Here is a 15,781-nt window from a genome sequence, read left to right as displayed (position 1 = left end):
TTGGTTAATGTAGAGGCCTATTTACAAGAAAAAGCAGAATTGATAGAAAAAAATTTAGCAGATTATCTCCCTCCACAAAATAAATTTCCTACTGTAATTCATGAAAGTATGCATTATAGTGTGTTTGCCGGGGGAAAAAGGTTAAGGCCAATTTTGATGTTAGCTGCTGGTGAATTATTTGATGGTGACCTGGATGAAATGATGCCTTATGCTTGTGCGGTGGAGTTGATTCACACATATTCTTTAGTTCATGATGATTTGCCTGCTTTAGATAATGATGATCTAAGAAGAGGGAAAGCGACTAATCATAAAGTTTTTGGAGAAGCAAACGCTATTTTGACAGGAGACGGGCTCTTAAATAGAGCTTATGAAATAATGCTGCAGCAGGGGCTTGAAGGAAACTTGGATAGAGAAGTTTATTTAAGATCTGCTAAAGAAATTTCTGATGCAATTGGGACTAATGGAATGATTGGTGGGCAGGTAGTAGACCTGGATATGGAAGGCAAAGAAATTGACGAAAATACATTATTGTATATACATAATAACAAAACTGGAAAACTGCTTAGTGCATCTATAAAAGCAGGTGCGATTTTGGCATTAGCAAAAAAAGATGACATTGAAAGATTATCGAGGTTTTCTCAGTACGTAGGTCTTGGATTTCAAATAGTAGATGATATATTAGATGTAATAGGAGAAGAAGAGAAAATAGGAAAGAAAATTGGTCAGGATGAAGATATAGATAAAGCTACTTTTCCTAGAGTTTTTGGGTTACAAAATTCTAAAAAAGAAGCAAACATAATGCTTGAAAAAGCTTTGGAGGAACTCAGTTATTATGGTGATAAAGCCAATATATTAAAAGAACTTACTAAGTTTTTAATCAATAGGGATTATTAAATAATTTTCCCTTTATTTTATCCTGTGTTATAATTAAGGTGACAGTGGGCGATGGACGGTGCAGTATCCTAGTGGGTCATCCCATCTCCGAAGGCGGGCCTAAAAATCCGCTAAAGGGCACATCGATGAAGTCTCTGGTGTCGGCTTTAGGCGCCCAGCCCGGGGTCGATGCTGGGGGTTAAGAAGGTAGGGCGGTCTACAAAGGCATGTAGGGCGCGTCCCTGCCTTCGTGGAGACTCAGGGTTCGTAGATTGAATTTTTCCGGGTGCAATTTACGACCTGAGGGAAACCTACATGTGGTGATCAGCTGCGTGTAGCGTAGCCTGCCTTGAGTGGTAGCGGCGGATAGTTCATAATGCTATATAGCCGAGAAAGGCGCCTAGGCTGTATAGCAGTGACTTGAAACCGTTACTGCAAAAGAGGCTAGGAGATGGGCAATGCCTACCTGAGGAAAGCTCCTAGGCTGTTCCCTATCATCTAGGGAAGTGAATCAGGGATTGAAGTGTGGACTAAGTGGTGATCTGGTGCCATCAAAAGATGGAGAAGCCATTAAAGGGAAACCGCCTCTCTCGGAAACGGGAGGTTGGCTTTCTGGGAAAACCTACCAGACCTTAAGCCACAACATTTACTTGGTTCACTACCGTCCCATTCGCCCAATGGTTTTGTTTGTCATGAGGTGAATGTTTTGGGAAATAATAATAAAAAAAATTATATAAAAAAATGGGCTATATATATTAGTATATGGACTTTTGTGTTAGCTATAGGGTTTAGCATTATTACACAAATTATACTTGGTCAAGTTGAGTCAATAATTGTCAACGTAGCTGTATTATTTTTGGTAATTATGATAGGTATAGTATTTGATTTAATTGGAATATCTGCCACTTCTGCAGTGGAATCAAACTTAAATGCTAGAGCTGCAAATAAAGTATATGGTGCTAAAAAAGCAGTAAAGCTTGTTAAAAATAGAGATCAGGTGGCTAGTTTTTGTGCCGATGTAATAGGTGATATCGCAGGGATTGCTACAGGTTCAATTACTGCGATTTTGGTTATGAGAATGATTGTCCTGCAGGAATTTGCAGGTACAACTACTTTAAATATAATATTAACAGCTCTTGTTTCTTCACTGACAGTTGGAGGAAAAGCTCTTGGGAAATATATAGCTGTTACTTTTGGTACAGAGGTTATTTTTTATGTAGGGAAAATACTGACAAGGATAGATGACTTTTTGTCTTTAGTTCCTAATAAAGCCCCCTTTAGAAGTAGAAAGTGAGGTAAAAAGTTATGGAAAATTTATTAAATAATTTAAGCTTGCCTGGTGATTTGAAAAATTTAGAAACTAATGAGCTGCAGCAATTAGCGGATGAAATAAGAGAAAATTTAATTGTTAATCTTTCTGGAATTGGGGGACATTTGGCACCAAACTTGGGTGTTGTTGAACTTACGTTAAGTCTTTATAATGTTTTTTCTTTAGAGGAAGATAAGTTTATCTGGGATGTAGGGCATCAAGCATATGTACATAAGATGCTTACCGGAAGATTAAATGAAATGTCTAGCATAAGGCAATTTGGAGGTATTAGTGCTTTTCCAAATCCTGAAGAAAGCCAGTATGATGCATTTAAGACTGGTCACAGTAGCACATCAATTTCTGCTGCTCTTGGGTTGTGTAAGGCCCGTGACTTGTCTGGTGGTAATGAGAAAATTATCAGTGTGATAGGAGACGGCGCTCTTACTGGAGGAATGGCTTTTGAAGCATTGAACCAGGCAGGTCATGAAAAAACCGATATTAAAGTGATTTTAAATGACAATGAGATGTCAATAGGTGAAAATGTTGGAGCTATGTCTTCTTATTTGACGCGAATTAGGACCGATCCTAAATATCAAAGGGTGAAGGAAGATTTAGAATTTATATTAAAAAGGATCCCGGCGATTGGTGGTAAGATGGTAAAATCTATTGAAAGGGTTAAGGATACCCTGAAATACCTTCTTGTATCCGGTTTGTTGTTTGAAGAGCTTGGTTTTACTTATCTTGGGCCAGTAGATGGACATAATATAACCACATTGAAGCAGATGTTAAAGAATGCGAAAGCAACTCGTGGTCCAGTATTAGTCCATGTAGTAACAAAAAAAGGTAAAGGATACTTGCCTGCAGAGAACGAACCAGACCTATTTCATGGAGTAGGTCCATTTGATAAAGATACAGGCGATCTAAAAAAGTCTTCTGATAATGAACCTCCAACATATTCTAAAGTTTTTGGCGATGTTATGACTGAACTTGCTGAAAAAAATAATAATCTTTTAGCTATAACTGCTGCTATGTGCTCTGGCACTGGCCTGGATAAATTTAAGGAAAAATATCCCAGGCGCTTTTTTGATGTTGGCATTGCAGAACAGCATGCGGTTACTTTTGCTGCCGGACTTGCAAAGGGTGGATATAGACCAGTTGTAGCTATATATTCTACTTTTTTGCAAAGAGCCTATGACCAAATTGTCCACGATGTTTGCCTGCAAAAGCTGCCGGTCACTTTCGCTATTGACCGTGCAGGTATTGTTGGTGGAGATGGTGAGACTCATCAGGGTTTGTTTGATCTTTCTTATTTGAGGACTATACCAAATATTATAATTATGGCTCCAAAAGATGAAAAAGAACTAAAAACGATGCTTTCGACTGCATTTACAATAGATAAGCCGGTAGCTATTAGATATCCAAAAGGTAAAGGAGAAGGAGTTAATATCGACGAAAGTATTGAAAAATTAGAAATTGGTAAAGGCGAAATTATAAAAAAAGGAAAAAATGTTGCGCTTATTTGTGTGGGTTCTATGGTCAAAATTGGTGAACAAGTTTTAGAAAAATTAAATGAAAAGGGTGTTAATGCAACTTTATTTAATGCTCGATTTGTTAAACCACTTGATGAAAATAATATTATAAATCTGGCAAAATCGCATAATGAACTGTATACTTTAGAAGAAAATAGTTTAGTTGGCGGTTTTGGAAGTGGTGTATTAGAATTGTTATCAGAATATGGTCTAGCGGACAAGTTGGTTGTTAGGTTTGGGATAAATGATAAATTTGTGGAACATGGTGATAGAAACGCAATTTTAGACAAATACGGACTTTCCCCGGACAAAATCACTGCCAAAATATTAAAGAAAAACCGGGGTGAAAAGATTGGGTTATGCAAATAAAAAAAGGTTGGATCAAATTTTAGTAGATAAAAATTACAGTCTTACAAGGGAAAAGGCAAAGAGACTGATAATGTCAGGCGTAGTTTTTATAGATGGTGAGAGAATTGACAAACCGGGGACAAAAATCAGAGACGATCTACCTATTGAAATAAAAGAGAAAGCTTCCGAAAGATATGTTAGTAGAGGTGGGCTTAAACTAGAAAAAGCGCTGCAAAGTTTTGAGATAGATGTAAATAATAGGGTGTGCTTAGATATTGGTGCTTCAACAGGTGGTTTTACACACTGTCTTTTAATAAATGGAGCAAGGCATGTTTATGCAGTAGATGTAGGTTATGGACAATTAGCTTGGCAGCTTAGACAGGACCAAAGAGTTAGTGTATTTGAAAGGACAAATATTAGATATGTTGAAAAAGATTTATTTACAGCAGCCCCTGACTTAGCGTGTGTTGACGTTTCATTTATCTCCCTTGATTTAGTGATACCTAAACTTAAAGATTTTATTGTTTACCCTAAGACTTCAATTGTGTTGATTAAGCCTCAATTTGAATTGAGTCGCGATAAAATAGGTAAAAAAGGTGTAGTGAAAGACCCTAATTTTCATAAAGAAGCGATTAAAAAAGTAATCTATAAAGCGCAAGAGCATGAATTTGTATTAAGAGGATTAACTTATTCACCAATAAAAGGCCCAAAGGGAAACATTGAATATTTAGCATATTTTGAAGAATTATCTAAAACTGTTACAGTAAAAGATATGACCCTTGAAGTATCAAAGATTGTCAACGATGTTGTTTATTCTGCTAATATAAAATTATAAACCTAGTAATTCTAACCGGGCTTTAGGGAGGCTTGAAATGAAAAGAATAGGACTTATTCCAAACATGAAAAAAGAGAAGGCTTTAGAAATAACAAGAGAATTATACGAAAAATTTTTTAAGCACAACCTTGAAATATATTTGACATGTGAAGCTGCTAAAGCTATAGGAAATGAAAAAGCTGGAGCAAAACCAGATGTGATTGCAGAACATGCTGAGCTTTTAATAGTATTAGGTGGAGATGGGACACTTCTAAAAGTTGCTAGAGATTATGCAAAGTATGACATACCAATTCTTGGGATAAATGTGGGGAAGGTTGGTTTTTTAACTGAAATAGAAATAGGCGAAGTTAATGGTTACATAGATGATATAGTAAAAGATAATTTTGAAATAAAAGAAAGAGTAATGTTAGAAACAAGTGTAGTGAGAAATAATAACAAGTTATGTAAATTTATTGCTCTAAATGATATTGTAATCTCAAAAGGACCTTTTTCTAAATTAATAGAACTTGAGACATACATAAATGATAGCTACCTTGAAAAGTATCCGGGGGATGGATTAATAGTAGCAACTTCAACTGGTTCTACAGGATATTCTTTATCCGCAGGAGGCCCTGTTATAAATCCGGACCTTGATGCAATATTAGTAACACCTATATGTCCACATATTTTGCATGGTCGTTCTGTTGTAGTATCACCTAAGGAAAAGATTGATGTCAAAGTAAATACAAATTACGCTCATGTTGTTTTGACAATTGATGGACAGCAAGGATTTACTTTGCAGGATGGGGATGAAGTAATAATAAGGAATTCAGAACATGTTACAAAATTAGTGAAATTTAACAAAAGAAGTTTTTGTGACGTATTAAATCATAAGCTGGTGGAGCGAAAAGAATAAAATAAAGCTTCACTAATGAGGTGAAATTAATGTTATTACATCTGGAAATTAAAAACTTTGCCTTGATTGATAATTTAGAAATTGAACCTGGACCGGGATTAAATATATTAACAGGTGAAACAGGTGCGGGTAAAACAATTATTTTGGATGCTTTAGGTTTAATACTAGGAGATAGAGCTTCAACGGAGATGGTTAGACAGGGAAAGGATAAAGCCTTAATTCAAGGAATTTTTTCTTTGACTGATGAAATAGGTGAAGATAATTATAATAACATAATTAATTTTTTTAATGAAATAGGCGTAGAATTTGATAAGAATGATGATCTGATTATATCAAGAGAGATAACCAATAATAAAAGTATTTTGAGGATTAATGGTACAGCTACTACAATAAGCAATTTAAGAAAGGTTACTAATGGGCTTGTTGATATTCACGGACAACATCAGCATCAGTCACTTTTGAATGAGAAAAATCATCTAGATATTTTGGATGCTTACGGTGGAAAAGAAATTTTAAAAGATAGAAATGATTTTAAAGAAAAATATTTTGAGCGTGAAAAGAAACAAAAAGAGTTAAAAGAATTAAAAGGAGATCCTAAAGAAAGAGAAAGAAGAATTGATTTATTAAAATTTCAATTAGATGAAATAGAATCAGCAGATTTAAAACCAGGAGAAGAAGAAGAGCTACAAAAGACAAAGAAAAAGCTATTAAATTTTGAACGGTTGAAAAGTGGAATCTATAAAGCCTATGACACGATATATCAAGGAGAAACTGAAACTTCGGTAACTGATAAGCTTGGTGTAGTGTTAGAAGATTTGAATGAACTTAAGGAAATGGATGATAGTTTGACCACCCTTGTTAAAGAGATAGAAACAGCACTTATTCATTTAGAAGAGGCAAGTCAGGAGCTTGGTACATACTATAATGATATAGAATTAGAACCAGAAGAATTACATGACATTGAAGAAAGAATAGATAAAATTAATGATTTAAAAAGAAAATATGGGAATAATATTGACGAAATATTAAATTATAAAGAAGAAATTATTAAAGAGATAGAATGGTTAGAAAATTCTAGATCAAAGGCACAGAAAATTGAAAAAGAGATTATTCAGTTAGATGATATACTAAAGGAAAAAGCAGAGCAATTAAACGAAAAGCGAAAGCATGTTTCTAAATTGTTAGCTAAAGATATATCTAAAGAATTGATGGAATTGGCAATGGAGAAAGTTCAATTTGAAGTATCAATCAAAGAAACATCTCTTAATCCTAAAGGTAGTGATAAAGTAGAGTTTTTGATAAGCCCCAATCCTGGCGAACCACTAAAGCCGTTATCTAAGATAGCTTCAGGTGGTGAACTGGCAAGAATTATGCTCGCATTAAAGACTGTTTTGTCAAAAGTTGATAACATAAGAACACTAATATTTGATGAAATTGATACTGGAATTAGTGGTAAGGCAGCCCAAAAAGTAGGTATTAAATTAGAAAATTTATCAAAAGAAAAACAGATTTTGTGTGTTACGCATTTACCACAGATAGCGGCTAAAGCAGATAGACATTTTAATATTTATAAAGAAGAGAGTTCAAATAAAACTTTTACTAATATTATAGAGCTTGAAGAAGACAAAAAGATACAGGAAATAGCAAGGATGTTAGACGGTTCAAGTCCTTCTGAAATTTCTTTATCTCATGCTAAAAAAATGCTTAAAAAGGAAAATTAAATTTTGTAAAATCAAATAAATATCTTTATGTTCATGGGACATCATTCTAATTGAATGATGTTTTTTTATTGTTAAACATTCGAAATTATAGCCCAGTTTACCTATCTAAAAACGGTATATGACCTACTTTGAAGGGGGATTTTATTAATAAGCCAAATTAAAAATTAAATTAATTTTTAGGAGTGTGAACCGGTGTGAAATGTGACAATAGACGCAGTAAAAGTATAGGTATAATACTGGCCATTTTAATCGTAATTTTGAGTTTAACACCGCCGGTAAGACAAATTAGTGAATTTCCTAATGAAATTACTATGTTAAAAGGTCAGGCAGAAAAGATAGAAGTTAGTTACCCATTAATTCTTAGCGTACATGGAGAGAGTAAAGAATCAGTACAATTTGATAGTGAATCGAAGGAAGTAAAACCATTAGAATTAGGTGAGATTGACCTTGAGTTTAAGTTATTTGGTCATATACCACTTAGAACTATAAATATTGACGTAATTTCGCCCATTGAATTAATACCAGGTGGGAATTCTGTAGGCATTAAATTGCGTCCTTCAGATACAATGGTTGTTGGTTTTCATGAAATTGAGACACCAGAAGGTTCAATGTCACCAGGAAAAGAAGCAGGCTTGCAAGAGGGTGATGCAATATTAGAAATTGAAGGCGATGAAGTTGGTGACGTTGAAAACACTGCAAGAATATTAGAGAAGTATTCTAAGAATGAAGATAAGATAGAAGTTGTAATTGATCGTGATGGTAAAGAAAAAGTTAAGTTAGTGGAACCTGAAGAGTGCCCAGAAACAAATGATCATCTTACAGGCATGTATATTAGAGATACTAAAGCAGGAGTAGGTACTTTAACTTATGTAGATCCAGAAAACGATAGATTCGGAGCTCTCGGTCATTCTATTTCTGATGCCGAATCAAATCAACCCTTAGATATTAGAAATGGTCAAATTGTAAGCTCCAATATTGTTGACGTTACTAGAGGCGAAGAAAATAAACCAGGAGAAAAAAGAGGAGCCTTTATTGAAAATAATGGTCCCATAGGATCAATAGATACAAATACTGAATTTGGTATATTTGGCGACAAATTTGATGAGATGGATTCACAAGATCTGTATTATGAAGAACCAATACCAGTTGGTCTATCTCAACATGTAGAAGAAGGTCCAGCAAAGATACTAACTGTTTTAGAAGGTCAAAATGTTGAAAGTTATGATATCAAAATTAGAAGAGTTATGCCACAAAATTATGACTCTAGCAAAGGAATGGTTATAGAGGTTACAGATCCAGAGTTAATTGACAAAACAGGTGGGATAATTCAAGGTATGAGTGGTAGTCCTATAATTCAGGATGACAAACTAGTGGGCTCAGTAACTCATGTATTTATGAATAACCCTAAAAAAGGGTATGGTACTTACATGGAATGGATGTTAACTGAATCTGGAGATATAGAATACTTTGAAGAATGAATGTTTGATTCTGGTGCAAAAAGTCTTTTCACATAGTTGTTTTTAATTGATACATCTAAGATTTATCAACAATCGAAATAAGGTTTCCTAACTCATGACTTTTTTTGCACCAGAATCATATTTAAATTAAGGAAATGTATATAATGACCACATCCATCTGGGGGTGGTCATTATTATTGGTAATTGGCAATTTTTTAGAAAATTTTATATTTTTTAAAAAACTATGCAGGATAATCAAAAAATAACGTCGAAGGAAATCTATACCTAATTATTATAATATTAGGATAGGAATGAAAATTTAGTAATAGTTCCTTAGTAATAGTTTTATACTTTTTAAGGGGGTTTTAAAGGTGGTAAGGGTTCTGATTGTGGACGATAACAAGGAATTTTGTGAAATTTTAAGAGATTTTTTGAATGAGCAAGAAAATATGGAAGTTGTTGGTATTTCTTATAATGGCGAGGAAGCCTTAGAAAAAATCAAACAAACTAATCCCGACATCATTTTGTTAGACATAATTATGCCAGTTTTAGATGGTATTGGTGTGTTAGAAAAGCTAAGAACTGAAGAGATGAAAGAATTCAATCCAAAAATTATTATGTTAACAGCTTTTGGTCATGAAAGCACCACTCAAAAAGCAGTAAACTTAGGAGCTGACTTTTATATATTAAAACCATTTAATATGGATGTACTTGTCAAAAGGATCAATCAGATATATGGTGGATTAGAAGAAAGTAATATAGAAATCAACCATGAATTAGGAGAGATTAATATAACAAAAGATAATAATTATACAGTAACAGACAATAATATGGAGGATTCACAGAGCAATAATTATGATAAAGAAATGTTGTCGACTGATTTAGAAGCTGAGGTAACTAATATAATTCATGAGATTGGTGTTCCTGCACATATTAAAGGATATTTGTATCTAAGAGAAGCAATTATGATGGTTATTGATGATTTAGAGTTATTAGGCTCTGTCACAAAAGAATTATATCCAAAAATTGCTGAAAGATTTGATACAACTCCAAGCAGAGTAGAAAGGGCGATCAGGCATGCAATAGAAGTGGCATGGAACAGAAATGATTTAGATACAATAAAAAGCTTTTTTGGATACACCATAGATACAGAAAAAGGTAAACCTACCAATTCAGAATTTATTGCGATAGTAGCAGATAGATTAAGATTGAATAGAAAAGTGAAAGCTTAAATTAGCAATTTATTTTGTAAATATTAACTGCTCCCAAAGGGAGCAGTTTTTTTATTATAACCTGTTAATTAAAACACATAATAAAACTAAGAAGTAAAAAAGGTGGTATACTATGAAAAATGTTAAAGGGAAAGTGCGAATAGGATTCAAAACAAAAAACCTTGTAAAAGAATTACGGCCAGGTGAGATAGCAGTTATTAAGCACAAAAACTTAGATGAAGTTGGAGCAGATTCCCTTGTAAATACCAGAGTTAAAGCAGTTATAAATCTTGATAATACAATGACAGGTGAATTTCCAAATAGAGGGCCAAGGGTTTTATTAGAGAATGAAACGCCTTTTATAGATCTTGTTGATGAAAACTTAACTGAAAAAATAAATGATGGAGATTTAGTACAGATAAAAGGTAACAATGTATTTGATAGTTCTAAACAGAAAATTGGTACAGGAAGAGTTTTTAATTGGAATAAACATGTTGAACTAACTAAGCAAGCAGAAAAGAAGATGAGTAAAAACCTTTTAAATTTTTTTGAAAATACCATCTCTTATGCAGATTATGAAAAGGATATGTTTGTAGATAAACTTGATTTATCTGAAGTTAAGACCAAATTCGAGGGGAAGGAATGTTTAATAGTTACTAGAGGCAGTAATTTTAAAAATGATCTTAGAGCACTAATTGATTATATTAATATAAAAAAGCCTCTTCTAATCGGGGTTGATGGGGGAGCAGATGCTCTTATGATGTTTGGCTTAAAACCGGATGTAGTCCTGGGTGATATGGATAGTGTAAGTGATGAAACTTTACATAAAGCCGGTGAAATTTTGATCCATGCGTATACGAATGGAAGAGCCCCAGGAGAGAGCCGGCTACAGGAGAAATCTTTAGATTGCACAAAAATAACTGCTCCCGGAACCAGTGAAGATCTTGCTTTACTTGTAGCACATCAATTAAAAGCGAAAAAAATACTTGCACTTGGATCTCATACAAATATTATTGATTTTTTCGAAAAGGACAGAAAAGGTATGTCAAGTACTATATTGACAAGGTTAAAAGTTGGAGATCGTCTTATCGACTTAAAAGGGGTAAGTAATATTTTTAGTGATATAGTTGAATTGAAGAGCCTTGCAATTGTATTAATTATGGCATTACTACCGCTAACATTTCTAATAATACATTCAGATAAATTACAAATAATTTTTAGATTAATCAATTTACGTTTAATTCAAGGCTATTGAGAGGGTGGTAAAATGATAAGATTTAAATACTACATTTTGACGATTGTATCAATTTTTTTTAGTCTTACTTTTGGGTTATTAATAGGGATTTCTCTAGGTGAAGATCATATAACTTTTCAACAAGCACAAGTAATAGATAATCTAAAAGAAGAGCTAAGTAGTTATGAAAAAGATTTTGGGTCCCTTAAAAAGGAAACAAAAGATATGAAAAATACACTAAATACGTGGGAAACTAAGGGTGAAGTTTTTAAAAAAGAAATTACAAAAAACATCAATGACAATAAATTATCATCTATACCTGAACTTATAGTTGTTGGTGAAGAAAGGTTTGTTGATAATAAAAGAGATATTTTGTCAGATTGGAATATTGATGTTACCTCACAATTTGTAAATAGCAGTAGATTTGAATACTACATTAATGAAAACTTAGATAAATTAAAGAGTAAAAAGCTAATTGTTTCTAATAACACCTTTAATGACGAGCTAAAAGAAATCTTTGAAGAAAAAGAAATTGAATATAAAATAGTTTCCATCCAGGATACTAATGGGCTTCTAGATGAATTTAAACTTATTAACGAGATCTTAGGAATTGAGGAACTTTTAAACTAATGGAGGCAAAAAATGAAGGACAAATTTATTTCAGTTATAATTCCAGCCTATAATGAAGGTGATTTGATTTATAAAACAGTTTCAGGCGCAAAAAGCGTTCCTCTTATTAATCAGGTTTTGGTTATAGATGATGGTTCATCGGATAATACTTCTCTTGAAGCTAAACGTGCAAAAGCTGAGATTTTACGTATAGATTCAAACAAAGGTAAAGGCAATGCTTTAAATACAGGATTACAATATGCAACAGAAGATATTATAGCTTTTATTGATGCAGATTTGGGAGTTAGTTCTTGTGAATTAATAGAATTAGCTGGCCCTGTAATAAACAACGAAGTAGATATAAGTATAGCTAAATTTAAGAAAACAAACAATTCTAAAGGTTTTGGCTTTGTAAGATTTTTAGCTAGCTTGTGTGTTTATCTAATTACGGGGAAATATATATCGGCGCCACTTAGTGGGCAGAGGGTTATGACAAAATTAGCCGCAACAACTATATTCCCCCTTGAAAAAGACTTTGGAGTAGAGATAGATGGTACCATAAAAGCATTAAAAAACAAACTTACTATTAAAGAGGTTGAAGTTAATATGAATCATCGAAAAACAACGCGTGATCTAGATGGATTTTTACATAGAGTTAACCAGGGGTATCAAATTTTTAAAACTGTTTTACTTAAACACCTACTACAGAGGGCAGAAGAAAAAAATGTTATACTTAACAAGCATTGGAATTAGCGTTATCTCAACTAAATTATTGTTAAAAGTAATGAAAGTTATTTTAACAAAAAATAATTTTATGTTAAATAATTATAAAAATAAAAAAATTCCTACAGCTTTAGGTATAGTTTTTCCTTTAAGTTACATAGCAGTAATTTTGCCTCTTTTATTTTATATTAACACACCTATATATATCATTAGTCTCACTTACTTATGCTGGGGATTTTCCTTTCTAGGATTATTGGATGATTTTTTTGGAAGGGACACTAGCAAAGGATTTGGAGGACATTTAAAAGCTTTTTTGTTTAAAAAAATAATAACAACTGGATTATTAAAGGCTTTTTTTGGCCTGATTTTGTCTTTTAAGATAGCAGCTGTTTTATATGTGGTAAATTCAACCAGTATATATCAATTATTCATAAATGGATTTGTTATTGCCCTTAGTGCTAATGCAATGAATTCTCTAGATTTAAGACCCGGAAGGGCAGGGAAAATATTTTTAATATTAGGGGGATTGTCAATATATTACACCCAAAATTGGCAAGCACTCCACCTTATCCCTCTTATTATATCTGTTTTAATATACCTTCCGGGTGATTTAAAAGCCGAATATATGCTAGGTGATACAGGTGCTAACACTTTAGGGGCTTTTTTAGGAGGGTATGCAGTTTTCTTTTTTTCTTTTGAGATCCATATTTTCTTATTGATAGGATTGATTTTTTTTCATATATTAACTGAAATTGTTTCTCTAAGTAAATTAATTGAGAAGACCCCTATAATTTCTCATATTGACAATTGGGGAAGAAGTTAATAATAAGAAATAGATCTTACTTAAATTTAGGAGGAAGTTTTAAATGAGTATATTAGAACAGATGAGTTCTTATGATTATGAAAAATTAATCTTTTTGCAGGATAAAGAGTTGGGTCTGAAAGCAATTATATCTATTCATGATACAACTCTTGGTCCCGCTCTTGGTGGTACCAGAATGTATGATTACAAAAGTGAAGACGAAGCTATTAAGGATGTCCTTAGATTATCAAGGGGAATGACATATAAAGCAGCGGCGGTTGATCTTGAACTAGGTGGTGGTAAAGCCGTTATAATTGCTGATCCAAGAAAAAAGACAGAAAAGCTATGGCGTGCATACGCAAGAGGAATTGATAAGTTAGGTGGATACTATATTACAGCTGAAGATGTTAATACCACAGTTGATGATATGGAGATTATATCGCAGGAAACTGACTATGTTGTAGGACTTAAAGAGAAAAGTGGAGACCCATCACCTGCAACTGCCTACGGCACATTTATGGGTATGAAAGCAGCTTGTAAAGATCTTTGGGGCTCAAAATCTCTAAAAAACAAGATAATTGCAGTACAAGGATTAGGTAATGTAGGGTATTATCTATGTAAACATCTTTACGAAAACGGAGCTAAATTAATTGTAGCCGATGTTAACCACGATAAAGTTGAAAGGGTCAAAAAGGATTTTTTCGCAGATTCTGTATCTGAAGATAAGATATTTGAAGTTGAAGCAGATATATTTGCTCCATGTGCTATGGGGGCAGTTTTAAATTCAAACACTATACCAAAATTAAAAGTTGATTTAATAGCAGGTGCTGCAAATAATCAATTAGAAGATGAAAGTTTTCATTCTGAATTATTAAAAGATATGAATATTATGTATATTCCTGATTTTGTAATTAACGCGGGAGGGTTAATAAATGTTTCAGAAGAGTTAAAAGGTTACGATTACAAAAGAGTAAAAGAAAAGACTGAAAAGATATATGACAATATTTTAGAGTTATTGAATATATCTAGAAGAGAAAATATATCTACAAATGAAGCAGCATACAAGCTTGCTAATAAAAGGCTTGTAAACAACAAAAAGTCTTATATTACTTTATAAATGAAATTTAAAGGGAGGGGAATTTTTTGGTTAATAAAATTCTTGTTATTAATCCAGGTTCAACATCTACAAAAGTTGCGGTTTTTGACGATGAGGAGATTATAAAAAATAAGACTCTTGCACATTCACACAAAAAGCTTAAAAATTTCAATAGGATAAATGACCAGTATAAATATCGCAAAGATCAGGTTTTAGAATCATTAGAGGAGATGAATATTGCACTAAGTGAGTTAAATGCTGTAGTAGCCAGAGGAGGACTTTTGAAACCGCTAAAAGGTGGTACATACGAAATAAACGACTTAATGTATAATCACCTGATGAAAGGTGTAGAAGGTGAGCATGCTTCAAATTTGGGAGGATTGATAGCCAGGGAGTTATCTGATGAATTATTTATTCCGGGATATATTGTAGATCCAGTAGTTGTTGATGAAATGGAGCAAGTTGCAAAAGTTTCTGGATTTGTAGAGGTTGATCGAAAAAGTATTTTCCATGCTCTTAACCAAAAAGCAGTAGCAAGAAAAGTTTCTGGTGAACTTGGTAAAAACTATAACGAAGCAAAAATTATAGTTAGCCATCTCGGTGGTGGAATTTCCGTTGGAGTGCATAAATATGGAAAAGTTGTCGACGTAAATAATGCCCTTGATGGAGATGGACCCTTTTCACCAGAAAGGTGTGGATCACTTCCCTGGGGCGATTTATTAAAAAACCTTAAGGAAAATAATAAAAATTATGAAGAAGCAAAAAAAGATTTAATAGGCAATGGAGGGCTGGCCTCCTATTTAGGAACAACTGATGCAAGAAAAGTTGAGGAATTGATTGAAAACAATGATGATAAAGCCAAATTGATATTTGAGGCCATGGCTTATCAGGTGGCTAAAGAGATTGGAGCTTGCTCTGTTGTAGTGGATGGTGAAGTAGATGCTTTGGTGCTAACTGGAGGACTATCTAATAGTGAACGATTAGTTAATTTAATTAAGAAAAAGGTGAATTTCATTGCTCCGGTTTATGTTTTTCCAGGAGAGTTTGAGATGCAGGCTCTGGCTCTTGGAGCTCTTAGAGTGTTAAGAAATGAAGAAAAACCCAAAAAATATATGCCAGGATAATATAGGAGGATGAAT

14 protein-coding genes are annotated in these 15,781 nt (G+C 33.3%); all 14 read left to right on the top strand.

All coding sequences use genetic code 11. From position 1 onward, the window contains the following. Positions 1–894 carry a polyprenyl synthetase family protein gene (locus tag ACONDI_RS07610; RefSeq protein WP_241080868.1) on the top strand — a complete coding sequence of 298 codons (894 nt, stop codon included), beginning with the start codon at positions 1–3 and terminating at the stop codon, positions 892–894. 583 nt (positions 895–1,477) lie between these two features. Next, on the top strand, positions 1,478–2,167 hold the full coding sequence (locus tag ACONDI_RS07605; protein ID WP_241080867.1) for a hypothetical protein: 690 nt from the start codon (positions 1,478–1,480) through the stop codon (positions 2,165–2,167). Between the two features lie 11 nt (positions 2,168–2,178). Beyond that, positions 2,179–4,080 (top strand): 1-deoxy-D-xylulose-5-phosphate synthase, encoded by a 1,902-nt coding sequence (gene dxs, locus ACONDI_RS07600; protein ID WP_241080866.1) that lies wholly within the window; start codon positions 2,179–2,181, stop codon positions 4,078–4,080. After that, the gene (locus ACONDI_RS07595) at positions 4,064–4,894 is read left to right on the top strand and encodes a TlyA family RNA methyltransferase (protein ID WP_241080865.1); all 831 of its coding nucleotides are present in this window, start codon (positions 4,064–4,066) and stop codon (positions 4,892–4,894) included. The genes dxs and ACONDI_RS07595 overlap by 17 nt, the downstream gene beginning before the upstream one ends. A gap of 37 nt (positions 4,895–4,931) precedes the next feature. Then, entirely contained in the window at positions 4,932–5,789 is an 858-nt protein-coding gene (locus tag ACONDI_RS07590) for an NAD(+)/NADH kinase (RefSeq protein WP_241080864.1), read from the top strand. A 29-nt stretch (positions 5,790–5,818) separates the two neighbouring features. Continuing rightward, entirely contained in the window at positions 5,819–7,510 is a 1,692-nt protein-coding gene (gene recN / locus ACONDI_RS07585; protein ID WP_241080863.1) for a DNA repair protein RecN, read from the top strand. Positions 7,511–7,704: 194 nt separating this feature from the next. Continuing rightward, the gene (spoIVB, locus tag ACONDI_RS07580; RefSeq protein WP_241080862.1) at positions 7,705–8,988 is read left to right on the top strand and encodes a SpoIVB peptidase; all 1,284 of its coding nucleotides are present in this window, start codon (positions 7,705–7,707) and stop codon (positions 8,986–8,988) included. Positions 8,989–9,338: 350 nt separating this feature from the next. Continuing rightward, the gene (gene spo0A / locus ACONDI_RS07575) at positions 9,339–10,199 is read left to right on the top strand and encodes a sporulation transcription factor Spo0A (RefSeq protein ID WP_241080861.1); all 861 of its coding nucleotides are present in this window, start codon (positions 9,339–9,341) and stop codon (positions 10,197–10,199) included. A 112-nt stretch (positions 10,200–10,311) separates the two neighbouring features. Continuing rightward, the gene (gene steA / locus ACONDI_RS07570) at positions 10,312–11,433 is read left to right on the top strand and encodes a putative cytokinetic ring protein SteA (RefSeq protein ID WP_241080860.1); all 1,122 of its coding nucleotides are present in this window, start codon (positions 10,312–10,314) and stop codon (positions 11,431–11,433) included. 12 nt (positions 11,434–11,445) lie between these two features. Next, positions 11,446–12,042: a copper transporter gene (locus ACONDI_RS07565; protein ID WP_241080859.1), complete on the top strand. Its 597-nt coding sequence runs from the start codon at positions 11,446–11,448 to the stop codon at positions 12,040–12,042. A gap of 12 nt (positions 12,043–12,054) precedes the next feature. Continuing rightward, on the top strand, positions 12,055–12,774 hold the full coding sequence (locus ACONDI_RS07560) for a glycosyltransferase family 2 protein (protein ID WP_241080858.1): 720 nt from the start codon (positions 12,055–12,057) through the stop codon (positions 12,772–12,774). Continuing rightward, positions 12,746–13,567: an MraY family glycosyltransferase gene (locus ACONDI_RS07555; protein ID WP_241080857.1), complete on the top strand. Its 822-nt coding sequence runs from the start codon at positions 12,746–12,748 to the stop codon at positions 13,565–13,567. Before ACONDI_RS07560 ends, ACONDI_RS07555 begins: the two co-directional genes overlap by 29 nt. 43 nt (positions 13,568–13,610) lie before the next feature. Then, positions 13,611–14,663, top strand: a complete 1,053-nt coding sequence (locus tag ACONDI_RS07550) for a Leu/Phe/Val dehydrogenase (RefSeq protein WP_241080856.1) — start codon at positions 13,611–13,613, stop codon at positions 14,661–14,663. 26 nt (positions 14,664–14,689) lie between these two features. Then, on the top strand, positions 14,690–15,766 hold the full coding sequence (gene buk, locus ACONDI_RS07545; protein WP_241080855.1) for a butyrate kinase: 1,077 nt from the start codon (positions 14,690–14,692) through the stop codon (positions 15,764–15,766). Positions 15,767–15,781 lie beyond the last annotated feature (15 nt).

The organism is Natranaerofaba carboxydovora, from assembly GCF_022539405.1.
GTDB classification, from domain to species: domain Bacteria; phylum Bacillota; class Natranaerobiia; order Natranaerobiales; family Natranaerofabaceae; genus Natranaerofaba; species Natranaerofaba carboxydovora.
This window is presented reverse-complemented; position numbering and strand designations above follow the sequence as displayed.

What these genes read in the sequence shown, in the direction of transcription:
- dxs (WP_241080866.1), top strand. Translation starts at nt 2,179, where the DNA reads ATGGAAAATTTATTAAATAATTTAAGCTTGCCTGGTGATTTGAAAAAT.
- ACONDI_RS07590 (WP_241080864.1), top strand. Translation starts at nt 4,932, where the DNA reads ATGAAAAGAATAGGACTTATTCCAAACATGAAAAAAGAGAAGGCTTTA.
- recN (WP_241080863.1), top strand. Translation starts at nt 5,819, where the DNA reads ATGTTATTACATCTGGAAATTAAAAACTTTGCCTTGATTGATAATTTA.
- steA (WP_241080860.1), top strand. Translation starts at nt 10,312, where the DNA reads ATGAAAAATGTTAAAGGGAAAGTGCGAATAGGATTCAAAACAAAAAAC.
- ACONDI_RS07565 (WP_241080859.1), top strand. Translation starts at nt 11,446, where the DNA reads ATGATAAGATTTAAATACTACATTTTGACGATTGTATCAATTTTTTTT.
- ACONDI_RS07560 (WP_241080858.1), top strand. Translation starts at nt 12,055, where the DNA reads ATGAAGGACAAATTTATTTCAGTTATAATTCCAGCCTATAATGAAGGT.
- ACONDI_RS07555 (WP_241080857.1), top strand. Translation starts at nt 12,746, where the DNA reads ATGTTATACTTAACAAGCATTGGAATTAGCGTTATCTCAACTAAATTA.
- ACONDI_RS07550 (WP_241080856.1), top strand. Translation starts at nt 13,611, where the DNA reads ATGAGTATATTAGAACAGATGAGTTCTTATGATTATGAAAAATTAATC.